Genomic DNA, 15,661 nt, shown 5'->3' with positions numbered 1-15,661 from the left:
AGGTTAAACTTTATGCAAGGAAAATCTAGTGAAAGGACTAATGCTATGAAAAAATTAATTCTTTTTTCTTGTCTTTCTATGAGTGTTGCCAATGCTTTGGGGGTTACTTTAGTGGAGAATCCCACATCTAATGTCAAACTAGCACAAATGCTAACAAGCATGGCTAAAAGAATTGACCAAGGCACAACGATGATTAAAAAATACACCACTATGATTGAAAAAGCCCAAGCCACTATCAATCAGCTTGATAAGGTTAATAGCGTATTAAATCAAACCCAATCCTTTTTGAGTGGGAGTGCTATCAATATCGCAAATCCCATGCAAGTGATTGAAAACACCAAATATATCTTGGAAAATATGCAACAAAACGCCGAGAACATTAAAGAGAATGTATCTCAATACAATGCGAAACAAGTCTTACAAGGCAGGTATTTAGCTAGTCAATGCCCTTGGTTAGATTATTCTAAGGTTGTGGCTAAGGCTAAGAATTTGCCCTTTGTTAAAACAGGTAAGCAAAACACCGCAGTCTTTAAAAGTGCGAGAAATTTTGCGGATAGTTTGTCTTATAATCTAACGAGCCAAACTGATAGCATGATGGGGACTTTAAGTGGGAGGGCGTATGCCTTAGAGATTTGCAAACAAAATAAGAACCAACAATTAGCCTTGCAAATTAGAGAGCAAGAAATCCAAGCCAAGACCGCTCTTTTAAACAATGATTTGCAAGCTTACCAACAATATAAAGCCGTTCAAGAAAAGCTTTCTGCTCAATTAGAGGCTAATATCCAAGCCGAACTTTTTGCAAGAAGTGCGCCTTTAATCAACAGACAAATCCAGCAGTTAGAAAGCTTAGGCGTAGAGGATATGAAATATCAAGGCAAGTTTTGTAAAAAAATAACCAGTGAAAAAGGACAAACTACTTGCTATCCTATGAAATACATCACAGAGCAATTAAACAATGAATTGCTTAATTATAAAGGCGAATTAGCCAAAGAGCTTCAAAAGGCAGGCACAGATAAAACGAAACAAGCTCAAGTCTATGCCAATATGAAACAAAAATTTGAAATGCTAACGATTGACTATATCAAGGACATTGCAAGCAATCTCACTTTTTTAAATGAAACGATGAGCTTAATTTCTAGCATGTTAGCTAGAGATTATCAAGAAAATCATGGCTATGTGAATAATGTTAAGCCTGTAACAGAGCAAAGTGTTCAAATGCAGAGATTAAACAATCAATTGAGCCAAGCCTATCAAGCGAGCCTTAATCAATATGGTTTCCCTAATTCTAAAGCTCAAAGCACTTCTAGCAGTGCTAGTAATAGCTCTAAATTAAAGATTGAATAAGAAAGTTTAGAAAGTTTGGGTATAATTCTAGCATACTTCCTTTATGGGAAGCTAGGGCTTATCTCTATGGTAAGTTGCCCTACCTTTGAGTAGGGAATATATGCCCCTTATCTTTAAGGGGGCATTTTTACAAAATCTCGCTTTTAATCTTATCCTTAATAATCTCCAAAGTTTCATTTTGAACATTAGCAATTTTACCTTGACTGCGTCTTGTATCAAAAGTTCTTATTTGATGGAGTAAGGCAACTTGTTCGGTTTTGTTGTTATAAAGGTTTTGTATTTTTCAACAAGTTTAGTAGTAAGGGCAGTGATACTCATAAAAATTAAAGACCTGAATTTGTAATTTTTCTTACACTACTAATCGCACTAAAACATTTGTTGCGTTCATTTTTGTTGATGGCAGAATAGGCATCATAAACTGACTTTTTCTCATTGATTGTTTTTTTAATGTTGTTTGCCATAACAGAATAACAATGCTCTAAGTCTTTATTTTTTTCTTTTAAAGAGATTTTTTCATAATTTTTAAAACCAAACTCGGCAATCATAAAAGGAGATGCAGGGTCGTTTATACTCGGTAATAGTGGGTCATTTTCGGCTAACATAATTAGCCTAGAACATCGCTTATCGCTTTTTAAACCATCATCGCCATTTTTAGCTAGATTTTCGCTCATTTTGGCATAACAACTTCCAATTTTAGTCATTAGCAAATTATTGTAGTCTAACTTATCGTAGTATTGATTTTTTTCGTTGATGTGAATACCTTCAAATTTATCATTAGAACTCAGTTGCGTTTCTATTTGCTTATCCATATCTAAAGTTGCCACTTCTTTTAGTGCAAGTTCAGCATTAAGGCAGTTATTCTTTTGCGTTTCTGCTATGTTAAGCCTATTTTTAATTCCATTTTCAATTTGTTTGGCGAGTTGCTGACAAGTTGCAATAGTCTTTTCCCTTTCCTTATCATTCTTCACAAAATAATCCACGCTTTTAGCATTTTCAGCATAGCTCACGCCCATTAAACCTACTAAACACAACGAGATGAATTTCAAACGCATTGAATATCCTTTTAACGCTAATTTTACTTGATTTTCTAAAGCCTTATTTTAGTATAATCTAGCCAATAATGTAGCAAATAAGGGGATAAATGAACTATAAAGAACTACTAGAATTTAGCGACTATGCTATGGATTTAACCATTAGAATGGCACATCATAGCACCGCAATAGAGGGCAATACCTTAACGCAAAATGAAACAGCGAGCATTTTAATTGATGGGGTTATTCCAAAGGCTATGAGTGAAAGAGAATATTATGAAGTTAAAAATTTTCAAAACTTTATCCCCACACTTTTAAAATCTTTACAAGAAAAACAAATTATAGACAATGAATATATCAAGTATATCCATTCAATCATTATGAGCAATCTCATTGAAAACTGCGGAAAATTTAAAACAATTCCCAATGTAGTTTTAGGGGCAAATTTTGAACCAACTGCTCCTTTTAAAGTGCCTATGGTCTTAAAAGATTGGTGTGATAATCTCTATTATCAGCTTAGTAGTGCCAAAAATGACACGCAAAAATTAGAGATTATCATGGATAGTCATATTAAGTTTGAGCATATCCACCCTTTTAGTGATGGCAATGGTAGGACAGGGCGTATGCTAATCTTTTATAGTGTCTTAGAGCAAGATTTAGTGCCTTTTGTGATTACTAAAGATAATAAAAAAGACTACATCATGGCTATGAGAGAAGAAAATGTGCCTATGTTAGTAGATATGGCAAAAGAGGCTCAAGAAGTGGAAAGAAAAAGAGCTATGGGGTTTTTAGAAAAATACAACAATCAATTACACCTTGATAACAAAAGAGAGCAAGTCCAACCTATCTCTTATCTAAAAGCAAACCCCACCACCAAGCCTAACCCCAAACACCTCCATAACAACCGATTTATAAACAATAAAAACAAAGGGGGCAAAGATGATGATAGGTTTGGTTTGTAATATATCCAAATCTCAATTTACCTTTCTCAACCCCTTAAACGCTTCTTCATTAGGTTTTAAGGGTATATTGAGACATTTAGGCAATCTTTTGTTTTTGAAGTAATAGTTGGCTTTGAGCTTTAAGGGCGTTGCTTTATGTCCGCTTACTAGAATAATCACTTCATCTTTGTTAATATTCATAATATCTTGTGCAGAAACTAATTCATAGCCCTCTTCAGAATAAGAGCTTGTCCCACCAAAAATCACTTGATTTTTTTCAGTAGAACGATTTCGTTTTTCTCGTGTGTATTTGCCTATTTCTTCGCTAAGTTGCTTAGCGTAATCTAAGTCATCCATTTTAAAGACAATCTTATATGCTACCGTGCTATTAACAATCCTAGCGTCTTCTTTGCCATAGTATTTTTCTATGAGCGCATTAGATTGCGTGATAAACATAATCACTACACCATAACTTCTACTAAGTGCTGGCATTTCTAACAAAAAAGGAAGTTTTCCAAATCTTACAAACTCATCTAAAATTAGATACACCCTTTCATTAAACTTCTTACTTTCTCTTAATAAAAGATTCTTACCTATGCTTTCTAAAAGAACTCTAATTAAGGGGGCTAGAGTATCAATGTCAGTTTGGGCGATTTTGATATAAAGGCTGATATTTTTACGCCTTAAATCCTCGTATTCAAAGCTCATGTTATCTGTGGCACTTTTGACTTGATAACTTGTAAAAACTTGCATAAACTCTGAATACACGCTCATAATAGAGGCAAATTCTTTTTCATTAGAAATAGACCACTTATTAGCCCATGTCCTAATAACAGGGTCTAACATACCTTCTTTAATAATAACATTACCTTTCTTATCTTTTTCTAATCTATTGACTGTGCCATCATAATTTCTAGGGTCATTGACATCTAAATAGACTTGTTCGCTTACTTGCCTATACCATAAATTCTCAGCATTAGCTTGTGTGTTTAAGATAGGATTGCCATTGCTATCTCTTTCTAGTATAGGCTCATTGTTTTCATCTAATATAAAATTACCATCTTGGTCAACTTTATGGATATAGAGTTCTTTGTAATAAGGGCTTTTAGGGTGGATTAAGGGAACAAAGTTTTGAATAGGTGCAAAAGCCAAATCAAATAAAAAGCTTTCTTGCTTAACGCATAAATCATAAAGAGCGTAAAAGACAAATAGATTTCTAGCCTGTTTTCTCCAATAAGGGTCGTTCTCTTTGCCATCACCACTAAAAATGGTATTGCCCACTTCATCTACAAGCCTTCTTTTTCTATTGAAATCTAGCTTTTCTACAATACGCTTATCAAAAGGATTGAATTTCAAGGAATTGTCATCGCCTAGTGGATTAAAAATGTAAATTTCATTGCCTAAGACTTGCTGTCTATAACCTGCGGTTAAATCGCATAATTCCCCCTTAATGTCTAGCACCACTACAGAACTTTTTAGGGTTAGTAAATTAGGGATAGCTACTGCGGCAGTTTTACCACTTCCGGGTGGCGCAATGATTAAAGTGGATAAAGGCGTATCATAATAGACTGGTTTGTTGTTGTGCAAACCAACTACTACGCCTTGTTTGAAATTCAAATCCATAGGGTGTTCTACACTTACTCCTAAAGTTAAAATACCACAAAGCGCTTGGCTTAGATTTTTGTAATAACCATTATGGAAGGCTTGGATACCTTTAAAACTTTTATTAAAACCTTGGTGAAACACCCCTCGCTAAAGCGAGGAGCTTCCTAACTAAAGCACCCTACTGAATGCTAATACGAAAGGCTTTGCTCTTTAAAGTCTGCAAGGCTATTTCCTAACCCAAGAAGACTTAACCCTTTGCTTAAAATATTACTTGCGGCGTTTATATCTCTATGCTCTATATATCCGCAATTTTGACACAGATATTCTCTATGATTTAATTTAAGCTCGTGGTTGATTTGCCCACAACTATGACAAGTTTTACTCGTATATTGTGGGGGAGCTTTCACTAACAATTTGCCATTATGCTGTTGTTTGTAGTCTAAAAAAGAGATGATTTGATAGAATGAAGTATTTAGTATAGACTTATTAAGCCCACTCTTTTGTTTAACATTTTTGAGTTTGGCTCTTTTGGTCATGTTCTTAATTTGTAAGTCTTCAACTACTATCAATTCAAATTGCTTTGAAAGTTCGCTTGTGATTTTATGGTATCTGTCTAGTTTTTGATAGCTTGATTTATCAAAGGCTTTGTTTAATTTTTTTTGAGTTTTGTAAAAATTACCTCCTAGTTTGATTTTATTTTGTTTAGATTTTAAAACCCTACGGCTTTGTTTTCTTTGTAGTCTTTTAAATTCTTTAGAGTATTTTTTAAAAGAATGTAGTTTAGAATAAGTAGGAATAAGTCGTTTTAGATTGATATTTTCATCTACTTTTAAACCTAGTTCTTTCATGTCTTTTTGGTATTGTTCTAGGTCGGTTAGTTTTTCATATTCTTTTAAATCAACGCTTAAAGCTATATCATAGATATTTAAGTCCACACCGACACAATTTCTAGGCTCTTTAATAGTGTTAAGCTCTTTTTCGTATTCTATGCTAAAACTAACAAAATATTTTTGATGAGAGCAAGAGACTACGATTTGTTTAATCTTAGCATTAAGGGGTAAGTCTCTATGCATACGCATTTTTAAGGGCATTTTCATTAAGTTAAACATCTTAAAGCGTTCGTTAAAGTCTTTGATAGAAAAGCCTTGATTATTCCAAGTAAAACTTTGTTTAGCAAATTTAGAGTTTTTAAATTTAGGAAAGCCCCTATTTTTGACTTTAAAGGCATCTCTTAAGGCTCTTTCTGCATTCATGCGTGATTGTTGAGCGACTACACTACTAAAACTTAAATTCCTAGCTTTTAAATGGTGCTTAATCGCACTATCTAATTCGCTTGATTTTTGCCATTTTCTTTGTTTAGTGGGTAAATCTTTGTTTTTTTCGTATTGCTCTTGTTGTAGATTTAAGCAAATGTTATAGGCTTGGTTATAGACAAAAAAAGAGTGTTGTAATTTGGTCTGTTGCTCTTTGGTAGGATACAAACGAAATTTAAAGCCCTTATTTACTTTCATAGAAAGATTTTAGCATAATTTAGTTAAACTTGGTCTATGAAACAAATTGATAATATTAGACATGGCAGACATTGTGTTTTTTTAATGCATGTGCATTTAGTATTTGTAACTAAATATAGGCGTAAAGCATTCAACAAAGAAGTTATAGACTTTTTAGGTTCTGTATTTGCTAAGGTATGCAAAGACTTTGAAAGCGAGTTAGTAGAATTTGATGGGGAAAGCGACCATGTGCATTTACTTATCAATTATCCACCAAAAGTTAGTGTTAGTAGGTTAGTTAATTCTTTAAAGGGTGTTAGTAGTCGTTTGGTTAGACAACAAAATTTTAAAAATGTTAAAGCTACTTTGTGGGGCAATCATTTATGGTCGCCTAGTTATTTTGCTGGAAGCTGTGGGGGTGCTCCTTTAGAAATCATTAAGCAATATATCCAAGAGCAAGAAACACCACATTAGATTTGCTAACCTTTTGTTTTTAGGTTAAATGACACTAAAAAATAGCCTAACGGCTATTGACGCTTACATCTCCGCCCTAAAGGACGGAGTTTTTCGCTTTGTTGGGATAAAGAATGTTAGAGCTTTTTTTAAGGGTGTTTTTTAAATTCATGCACTTTTCCTTTTAAGAGAGAATTTATTTTTGAGGTTTTTAAGAGTTTGTGGGGCTTGTTTGATACTACAATACACCCATTTAATCCACTTAAATACCCCCATAACACAATCTTTAATGATGATACATAACCAAATGCTTAATACCAAACAAGATAGCCCTAAAAACAAGGGCAAGAAAGGTAATCTCAAGATAAAACCAAAAAAAGATTTGACAAACTTTAAGGGGCTATAGGCTAGTTTTTCTATCTCTTTTACGCTCGCCCACTTTGCTTTTCCATGCGAAGTGAGAGTGTTGCCACTAGAAAGCAAGTAAATGCTTGTTATTAAGGGCATTAAAGCCAGAACAAAGGCTTTATACACTTCAAACTTAAAGCTTGTAAAATGCGAAAGATTAGAAAGTATAATTTTGCTAAATTGATAGGTTTGGGTGAAATTTTTTAAATCAAAGCCTAAAAATAGGCTATACATAAAGATTAAGGGAGCTAAAATGAGAGAAAGTGAAATAAAATAGGGTTTGTATTGCAACATTTTAATCCTTAAATAGCGTGCCTATTTTGCTTATTATTTAAGTTTTCATTAAAAGCAACAAGCTGTTTTTTAAAGTTAAAAGGTAGGGCAATGAGCCTATCAATTTGATTGAGAGTATTAAGAGTTTGTTGTTTAAAGGCACTATTGCAAGGTTTTTGTAAAATGCCTATCTTGGCGTTAATGGCTGTCTTAAAACTTTCTTCATTAAGGGTTTTGGTATTTAAGAGTTTGCTAAGTCTTAAATCATTAGAAAAAGATTGGCTAAAAGGCGTGTGAATGGTAGGAGGCTTTCTAGTAACATTTAGGGCGTATTTAGTAAGGGGGATGGAAAACTCATTGTTAGTGCTTAGAATTATCTTGGTGTCCTTAGAGACATCTTGTAAGAGCAAATCCAAAAAAGGCTTAGTGGTCTCTAAAAAATCGCTTTGAAAAACGCTTACAACTAGGCTGTTTTTGGGGTCTAACTCTCTATGTAACTGCATAAAGCTTAAAGCGTTAGTGGGGTCATTCGCAATGATAATTTGCTTAATGTGGTCTAATTTAGTGGTAGGGTTTTTGAGAACGCTTATATTTTTAATATCCTTTGAATGATTTAAGGCACTGATTTCTTGCATAGCGGTTTTGTTGCCCTTTGCATTAAACAAAGCCACGCACACTTCTTTATTTTCATCTAATTTAAAGCTATGCTTGTAATTTTCTAGCAAATCAGCATCTAAGTTGTTGAAATAGGGGTGGTTATTTTCTAATGGTTTTAGGATATTGAAAGTATCTATTATTTCATCATGCTTGTTTTCTATAAAGATAGAAGTATGATTGAGTAAATCTAGGGCTTTACTAGGCTCGTTTAAAGATTGTTTGAATGTTGATTTAAAGGGTTTTAGAGAGTGGATAGTTTCTAAGATTTCTAAGGCTGTTTGGGCTTTTTCTTGGCTTTGTAAGTCTGTGAGTGCGTTTTTTATAAATGCGCTCACGCTCTTTAAATGAACTTCTTTATTCCCTATAATGTGTGCTAATTTCAAATCATCGTTACAATCCTTAGAAAAAGGCGTATAGATAGTAGGGAATTGCTGTGTAATAGCATATAAAATACCCTCGCATTTTTCCTTATATCCTTTACCCTTAATGTCATTATCAAAGGCTAAGATAACATTAAAACTCTCTTGTGGCTTGCTAATAGGCTTGGGTTTTCTAAACTCTCTAGTTTTTTCTACTTGCTTGTTGTAGATAGGCATATTTTTTTCTTTTTGATAGTTTTTAATAATGTCAGTGTAGGTCTCTACCACTACGCTGTTAAAATCATCACTAGCTTTGCCAAGTTTTACTAACTCTTGCCATTTTTGTTCTTGTCTTAGATAATTGTTGTATACCCCTTGTTGTCTGTTATGCAATTGCTTAAAAAAGCTTTGAAAAAAGAGTTCTAATTTTTGTGCGTTAAATTGCCCAGCCGTGCTAATTAAAATGCTTTCTTTAGGCTCTAAATTTTGTAGCTCTAAATAAGCCAGACTATCAAAGATATTTTCAGTCAAGATGACATTTTTAACAAGACTAAAATCTTTAGGCATTAAGACTTCTATGCCTTTATTCCCTTGTGCGATAGATTTTAAGGGTTTGTCTCTTATGTTACCCTCTTTATCTGTAGCTAAGGGGGTGTTTAATCTCTTATTTACTCCGCATTGCTGGATAGGAATAACATTAAGCTTCTTATCTTCAAAAGCTAAGTAAGTCGCAAGGATTAGATTGTTAAAATTATCCGTTTTAAGATGGTCTTTGTAAGGCTCTAATAGTTTTACATCAATACCACGCTTTTTAATCAAGGTGGCGTTGTTTAAATCATAGGGTTTAAGGTTTTTAAACTCCTCTCTTATTTTTTGAACTTCTTTGTTGTTCTCTTGTGCGTTATCCCTTGCTTGTAGAGTATCTTTTTTATTGCGATAGTCTTCTAATTTTCCAGCAAGTAAATCTTCAACGCTGATATTTCTATCCTTACAAAAAGTAATGATATTACCGACCTTGTCTGTATGGGTGTCTTTGTAGGTATAGCTAATTGAGCCATTTTCATTTTTATTTTTAAAAATGACTAGATTACCCTCTTCATTTTCATGCTTTAAAACAGGGTTGTTCTTGCTTGTCTTGTCTTTGTTATAAACATAGCCATTATCCAATAAGATTTCATGTAAGGGTAAAGCAGTGAGATTAGGAATGTAAGACATAATCTAGCTTTCTAGTCTTTTGGTCTCATTAAGCCAAGTTTGTTCAAATTTCTCTATGAGAGCATGCGTTTCTTTTGGATTATTCATGCAATCAGAAAGGTTGCTAAAAAACTCCGCCACCTTGTTGTTATAATCCAAACGACTAGCTATTTGGTGCATGCCTAAAAAAGATTGCTTGATGGTATTCAATCTGATTTGTAAGATTTGTTGTTCGGTATTCATTTTAGCTCCTTATTAGGGTTGTGGAATAATGTAATCACCATTTCCATTACAAACATAATTGCTATTAGTGGTGGTGTAAGAATGCCCATGACTAGAAGCACTTCCACTCCAAATGCTATAGTTTAGACAAGTTCCTTGCCATGGCTTATAATTGTTTGCCATAAACTGCACATAAGGAGCGCTAACTAAAAAAGTGCTGTCTTTATAATAGCCTTGTTGAGCCTCCACACTTGCCATAAAATCATCGCTTAGTTTTAAGCTATTCTTAGTAATAATAGGATTTCTCTCTACCACTGTTGTGGTTTTGGTAACCACATAGTAAGTGTTCTCTTTAGCACCAATTTGAAGAGGGCGTTGGTATTTAGTGGTGTATTGTGTAATGGTAGTTTGATAAGTGCTTTGCCAATTAGCATAATAAGTGTTTTGGCTATAAGCTGTCCAATATTTTCTCCAACTAGACCAAAAATCAGAAATTTTTGTGCTATCTTCATGAGAACTTAAATACGAGGCTTGCAAAGAAAAAGAACCTTGAGTTTTGGTATTAGATAGAACTTGAGTCATCGTAGGCTCTTGAATATAAGGCTCAACAATCGCTCCTTGTTTAATGCCAGCATTAAAATTACACCCAGTAACATCTTCATATTGTCCTGTAAGCTTGTTAAGGCTTTTTAGAATAGTGCGTCTTTTAGCTTGCAAATGTTCATCATCGTATTCCCAATCCCCACACCCAAATTGTTGGTATTGAGAAGTTAATAATGGGTTAGTTACCCCACGATTTAAATAAATGCCATTTTTAATAGAATTCTTTTTTTCATAATTCAGTTTTTCTATGAGTTTAGATAAATCCTTAATTAACATGTATCTCTCTTTTTAACTCATTTGTAAGCTCATCTAAACTATCAATTTTTGTAAAATTAGCCCCACTATCCACATCTTTAATTGCTTATAAGGTTTCTAAATTTTTAGCTTTTTTCTCATCTTTCTTAGCCTGAGAATATTGCTTTTTAATCTCTCTCATCTGTATTTTAATTTCTAAAACCTTACTTTGATATTTAGCTAATTGTTTTTCTAATTTGCCAAGCTCCTTATAGAATTTAACCCCTATTTCTACATCTTTTAACATCTCAGCTCCTTGTATTAAACGACATTGTAAGCCCATTATATCTAAACTTACCAAGTCCATGCTAAACTACAATTAAAAGGGGCGAGCATACCCTTTGTATATACAAAGGGACAGCGATATAAAATCGCTTTAGCTCGCAGTGGGGCAAACCCCCCTTGACCCCCCTAAAATCAAAATAAGGGAATAAGTGAGTATCCAAACAAATAAACAAGTCATTAAAAGTCTTAGATTATCTAAAGAGCAATGGCAAACTATCCAAACTCAAATGCAAGAAAAAAATTTAAACTTCTCACAATTAGTTTTAAACTCTCTTTTAACTCAAAACTCACAAACTCCAACAAAATCTAAAAAGCAAAAAGCTATCGCTAATAAAGAGCTAATCATTGAATTAGCTAAGTGGGGAAATAATTTAAATCAAATTGCTAAACATCTCAACACTAATAAGGGGGCATGGGATAGATTAGGTTTAGAGCAACTAATAGAAATCAGTAATCAATTAGAACAACTAAGAATTAAATATGTTAGTTAAATTTTGGGGGATTAATCAAGGGGGCGGTGATGGTGATGGGAGTATTAATTACTTGCTTAATGAAAGAGTGGAGCAAGGCACAGCTAAGGTTTTAAAGGGCGACCCTAATTTAACCAAGAGCCTTTTACTTTCTCTCACTCAAAAACACAAGGCATGTGTGGGGTGCTTATCCTTTGAAGAGCCTAGCATTGATGAGAACCTAAAACACGAACTTATGGAAAGTTTTGAAAATGCCCTACTTACAGAAAGCATGCAAAATCGCTACAACATTTTATGGGTAGAACACACAGACAAGGGGCGTTTAGAGTTAAATTTTGTTATACCTAGAATTGATTTGACAACTCAAAAAGCCTTTACCCCTTACTATCATAGTGCGGACATTACACGCATTGACCTATGGAAAGATTGTATCAACCTAAAACACAATTTTACAAACCCTAAAGACCTAGAAAAACAGCACAACATACAACAACACCAAACTAAAAACCCCAAAAATAAAGAACTTTTAGCAACCTATGAAAAACTAGACAAGCTCATACAAGACAACTTAGGAAAGCTATTTAACAGCCGAGCTGACATCATCAATTTTTTAAAAGATAGTCAGTGCGAAGTTACCAGACAAGGCAAGGATTATATCAGTGTTAAGCTCCCTAACCAACAAAAAGCTAAACGATTGAAAGGAATAATTTATGATGAACGATTTACTGAACAAAGACTTATTGAACAAGAACTTAGAGAATATAGCCAAAACAAAGATACAAGCCGAGAAAGAGATACAAGAGAAATACCAACAGCTCCTAACACAACACCAAGAGCTACACAATCTCTCATACAAGAGCTTAGAGACTTGGAACAACAGCTACACAAACACATTGAATACAAACAACGCTACTATGAAAAATTACATTGAATCAATCCGTATTCTCTTAGAATTGATAGAGATTATGAAATAAACAATACAAAACTAATTATTTTCACAAGGGATGGGGCTTGGCACTATAAAAATAGCGCTCACTTTTCCCTACTCTTAAAATTAGAGCTTGTATCATCTATTTAAATTCTTTTATTATTTTTAAACCACAAACTCTTTTCACTTCTTTTAAGACTTGGTCTATCGATTCCTCTTTAGAGCAATCTGAATGATATTGAATTAAAAAGATAATGATTAGTCTGTTAAGAATAGCCAAAGGACTATCTGCTAGTTATGGATAATGCTCGCTTCATTCTAATACCTTAATAAACGAGCTTTGGTAACAAAAAACGCAAAAAGCACTTTTAAGAAACTATTCAAGAAAAGCCGCTTTTAAGAAAGAAAAAAATAAAAATGTTTTTTACAACAATACTTTTTTAAAAAAGCGTTGGGAGTTAGAAAAAATTAAAATACCCCACACCCTAATGAGACTTTTTATCCTTAATGTATTTCTTTAATTCGCCCTTTTTGATATAGGGAATAAACTCTACATAACCTTCTTTCTCCATATCTCTTAAGGGGATAAACCTTAAAGATGCACTATTGATACAATATCTCAACCCCCCTAACTCTTTTGGCCCATCATTAAACACATGCCCTAAATGTGCCTTACCAATGCGGCTTAATACTTCAATGCGTTTCGTGTTAAAACTCTCATCATTTTCGTATTTCACCACTTCTTTATTGATAGGCTTAGAAAAGCTTGGCCACCCACAACCTGAATCGTATTTATCCGCTGAAGAAAATAACGGCTCACCAGTGGTAATATCCACATAAATACCCTCTTCTTCCTTATTATAATACTCATTCTCAAAGGCTCTTTCTGTGCGTTTGTTTTGGGTAACCTCATATTGAAGTTCTGTAAGCTTTTTTCTTAAAACTTCATCGCTTGGTTTAGTGTATTTATCACTATCCACAATCACTTCATCAGCCTTTTTTAAATCAATATGGCAATAGCCATTAGGATTTTTCTTCAAATAATCTTGATGGTATTCTTCAGCTCTCACATAATTTTTCAAAGGCTCCACTTCAACAGCGATTTTTCCTTTCACTTTCTTTTGCAGTTCTTCTAAAGCATTGTCTATCACTTTTTTATCCCCATTATTCACATAGTAAATACCCGTGCGATACTGCCTACCTACATCATTACCCTGTTTGTTTATGCTCACTGGGTCAATCACCTTAAAATAATAGCGTAGCAATTTGTCTAAACTGATTTTTTTAGTATCATAAACAACCTTAACGCTCTCAGCATGATCAGTCTGATGTAATTTCTCATAGCTCGTGCTTTTAGTCTTACCATTAGCATAACCTACACTTGCATCTATGACACCATAGATTCTCTCCATATATGCTTCCAGCCCCCAAAAGCACCCCCCAGCTAGATAAATAACCCTTTCATCTGCCTTTTGATGTTTAATTCCCATACTCTCACCAGCTTGCATAATAGCCCCTACCAACAAAGAAAAATAAAGAATCTTCAAGTATTGTAATGTTTTCATTAGATTGTCCTTCTTTGACGATAATGATAATTATAGGCTAAAAAGAACAATGTTTACTCCTAGATTTGTCTCACACTCTAATTACTTTTTAAAAAGGGTTGAAATTACTCTTTATGACTAGATTATTTTTTATAGCCCCTACATCCATTCAATAATCTTGCCTACCACATTCGCCTCATAGCATTTGATAGAAGTTTTTTGACTGGGTTTTTTAGGCAAAATGGCTTTTAAAAAACCATAATTCTCCATTTCTTTTAACCTTGCATTCAAATTAGGGGCTTCTAAAATCCTGCCATTCAAACTAACCTCACCTAAAAAGGCGGTTTTATTGTCAATTTTTCTGTTTCTAAAGCTTGAAAGAATACTAGCAATGACGGCTAAATCACAAGCAGGCTCACTAATCTTAATGCCCCCACTCACATTAATAAATACATCATGGCGGTTTAAGGGGATTTCTAGCTTTTTTTCTAACAGAGCTATGAGCATGTTAAGCCTATTAGTATCAAATCCATTAGCTAGTCTTTTTGGCATTCCAAACGCACATTCACTCACTAACGCTTGGATTTCTAAGATTAATGCTCTTGAGCCTTCTAAAGTAATGGTAATCGCACTCCCTTCCATAGGTTCTTCTTTAGAAAAAAACAAGCTTGAAGTCTCTTTGGCACTTACTAAACCTTGCTCTTTCATCTCAAAGAGTCCGATTTCACTTGTAGGGCCAAAGCGGTTTTTAAAACTCCTTAAAATCCTTAATTCTCTGCTAGGGTCGCCTTCAAAATACAGCACGCTATCTACCATATGCTCTAGCACCCTAGGGCCAGCAATTGAGCCTTCTTTAGTAATATGACCGATAATAAAAATAGCAATATCTCTAGTCTTGGCTAAACGCATGAGTTCAAAAGTGATTTCTCTCACTTGCGAAATAGAACCGGGTGCTGAAGAAATCTCTGGCGAATAGAGCGTTTGGATAGAATCAATCACGCAAGCAAAGTAATTCTCGCTTTCAATATTAGCCTTAATCACAGGCCAATTGATTTCATTGAGTAAATACAATTCCTTTTCTATGCAATCTAGCCTAGTAGCTCGCATTTTAATTTGACTCAAACTCTCTTCGCCGCTTACATACAAAACCTTTTGCTTATTTCTAGCTAACCCAGAAGCAACTTTTAAAAGTAAAGTGGATTTCCCCACCCCTGGGCTTCCCCCAACTAAATACAGCCCCCCCTTAGCAATCCCCCCACCTAGAACAATATCTAGTTCGCTTTGAGTGGATGGAAATTTGATGACTTCTTCATGCTCAATTTCAACAATAGAAATGCTTTTTTGTGTTTTTGAAAGTGGAGACTGAAAAGTCTTTAAAACTTCCTTTTGAGTTTGATTTAATTCTACAAAGCTCTCCCATGAGTTACACTGAATGCACTTGCCTAGCCATTTAGGACTAGTAAAACCACAATGCTGACACTCAAATAAAGAAGTTTTTTTAGCCATAATAATCCCTTATTTTTTATTCAAAAATTATACAGCTTAAAACCAATTATTATT

12 protein-coding genes and 5 pseudogenes are annotated in these 15,661 nt (G+C 34.0%); 5 read left to right on the top strand and 12 right to left on the bottom strand.

Annotated features, from left to right (window positions below):
- Nucleotides 1-45 precede the first annotated feature (45 nt).
- Nucleotides 46-1,344 (top strand): hypothetical protein, encoded by a 1,299-nt coding sequence (locus HCD_RS08335; protein WP_144005869.1) that lies wholly within the window; start codon nt 46-48, stop codon nt 1,342-1,344.
- Nucleotides 1,345-1,471: 127 nt separating this feature from the next.
- Here HCD_RS08335 and HCD_RS09230 read toward each other — a convergent pair whose 3' ends face one another.
- Together HCD_RS09230 and HCD_RS08330 are read right to left on the bottom strand one after the other, a co-directional pair.
- A complete protein-coding gene (locus HCD_RS09230) occupies nt 1,472-1,624 on the bottom strand; it encodes a type II toxin-antitoxin system PemK/MazF family toxin (RefSeq protein WP_144005892.1) in 153 nt (50 codons plus the stop codon).
- Between the two features lie 43 nt (nt 1,625-1,667).
- Nucleotides 1,668-2,396: a hypothetical protein gene (locus tag HCD_RS08330; protein WP_014659981.1), complete on the bottom strand. Its 729-nt coding sequence runs from the start codon at nt 2,394-2,396 to the stop codon at nt 1,668-1,670.
- An 89-nt stretch (nt 2,397-2,485) separates the two neighbouring features.
- Between HCD_RS08330 and HCD_RS08325 the strand changes: the two genes are divergently transcribed.
- On the top strand, nt 2,486-3,337 hold the full coding sequence (locus HCD_RS08325; RefSeq protein WP_014659982.1) for a Fic family protein: 852 nt from the start codon (nt 2,486-2,488) through the stop codon (nt 3,335-3,337).
- Between the two features lie 12 nt (nt 3,338-3,349).
- Here the strand turns inward: HCD_RS08325 and HCD_RS09815 are convergent.
- From HCD_RS09815 to HCD_RS08315, 3 genes and pseudogenes are all read right to left on the bottom strand, one after another.
- A pseudogene (locus tag HCD_RS09815) lies at nt 3,350-4,294 on the bottom strand (type IV secretory system conjugative DNA transfer family protein); the annotation flags it as partial.
- Between the two features lie 98 nt (nt 4,295-4,392).
- Nucleotides 4,393-5,005 (bottom strand): annotated as a pseudogene (locus HCD_RS09810) (type IV secretory system conjugative DNA transfer family protein); the annotation flags it as partial.
- A 104-nt stretch (nt 5,006-5,109) separates the two neighbouring features.
- Nucleotides 5,110-6,432 (bottom strand): RNA-guided endonuclease InsQ/TnpB family protein, encoded by a 1,323-nt coding sequence (locus HCD_RS08315; RefSeq protein ID WP_014658798.1) that lies wholly within the window; start codon nt 6,430-6,432, stop codon nt 5,110-5,112.
- Between the two features lie 36 nt (nt 6,433-6,468).
- Between HCD_RS08315 and tnpA the strand changes: the two genes are divergently transcribed.
- Nucleotides 6,469-6,885, top strand: coding sequence for an IS200/IS605 family transposase (gene tnpA / locus HCD_RS08310; protein ID WP_014658764.1), 417 nt, complete (start codon nt 6,469-6,471; stop codon nt 6,883-6,885).
- A gap of 147 nt (nt 6,886-7,032) precedes the next feature.
- On the opposite strand, the gene HCD_RS08305 is transcribed toward tnpA, so the two are convergent.
- The 5 genes and pseudogenes from HCD_RS08305 to HCD_RS08285 form a co-directional block, all read right to left on the bottom strand.
- Entirely contained in the window at nt 7,033-7,566 is a 534-nt protein-coding gene (locus tag HCD_RS08305; protein WP_014660110.1) for a hypothetical protein, read from the bottom strand.
- 988 nt (nt 7,567-8,554) lie between these two features.
- A pseudogene (locus tag HCD_RS09645) lies at nt 8,555-9,776 on the bottom strand (hypothetical protein); the annotation flags it as partial.
- A 3-nt stretch (nt 9,777-9,779) separates the two neighbouring features.
- Entirely contained in the window at nt 9,780-9,998 is a 219-nt protein-coding gene (locus HCD_RS08295; protein WP_014659986.1) for a hypothetical protein, read from the bottom strand.
- Between the two features lie 12 nt (nt 9,999-10,010).
- Nucleotides 10,011-10,856: a hypothetical protein gene (locus tag HCD_RS08290; protein WP_014660108.1), complete on the bottom strand. Its 846-nt coding sequence runs from the start codon at nt 10,854-10,856 to the stop codon at nt 10,011-10,013.
- Nucleotides 10,846-11,121 (bottom strand): annotated as a pseudogene (locus HCD_RS08285) (hypothetical protein). The gene HCD_RS08290 and the pseudogene HCD_RS08285 overlap by 11 nt, the downstream one beginning before the upstream one ends.
- 187 nt (nt 11,122-11,308) lie before the next feature.
- Here HCD_RS08285 and HCD_RS08280 point away from each other — a divergent pair.
- Together HCD_RS08280 and HCD_RS08275 are read left to right on the top strand one after the other, a co-directional pair.
- Complete coding sequence (locus HCD_RS08280) at nt 11,309-11,650, top strand: plasmid mobilization protein (protein ID WP_014660107.1); 342 nt, start codon at nt 11,309-11,311, stop codon at nt 11,648-11,650.
- Nucleotides 11,640-12,354: pseudogene (locus tag HCD_RS08275) on the top strand (relaxase/mobilization nuclease domain-containing protein); the annotation flags it as partial. The gene HCD_RS08280 and the pseudogene HCD_RS08275, both read left to right, overlap by 11 nt.
- A 688-nt stretch (nt 12,355-13,042) precedes the next feature.
- Here the strand turns inward: HCD_RS08275 and msrB are convergent.
- Together msrB and radA are read right to left on the bottom strand one after the other, a co-directional pair.
- Nucleotides 13,043-14,122, bottom strand: a complete 1,080-nt coding sequence (msrB, locus tag HCD_RS08270; RefSeq protein ID WP_014660105.1) for a peptide-methionine (R)-S-oxide reductase MsrB — start codon at nt 14,120-14,122, stop codon at nt 13,043-13,045.
- A gap of 138 nt (nt 14,123-14,260) precedes the next feature.
- Complete coding sequence (gene radA, locus HCD_RS08265; RefSeq protein WP_014660104.1) at nt 14,261-15,607, bottom strand: DNA repair protein RadA; 1,347 nt, start codon at nt 15,605-15,607, stop codon at nt 14,261-14,263.
- Nucleotides 15,608-15,661 lie beyond the last annotated feature (54 nt).

The organism is Helicobacter cetorum MIT 99-5656, assembly GCF_000259275.1.
Lineage (GTDB): Bacteria > Campylobacterota > Campylobacteria > Campylobacterales > Helicobacteraceae > Helicobacter > Helicobacter cetorum.
The sequence above is the reverse complement of the archived record's forward strand: the minus strand, read 5'-3'. Positions and strand labels throughout refer to the sequence as shown.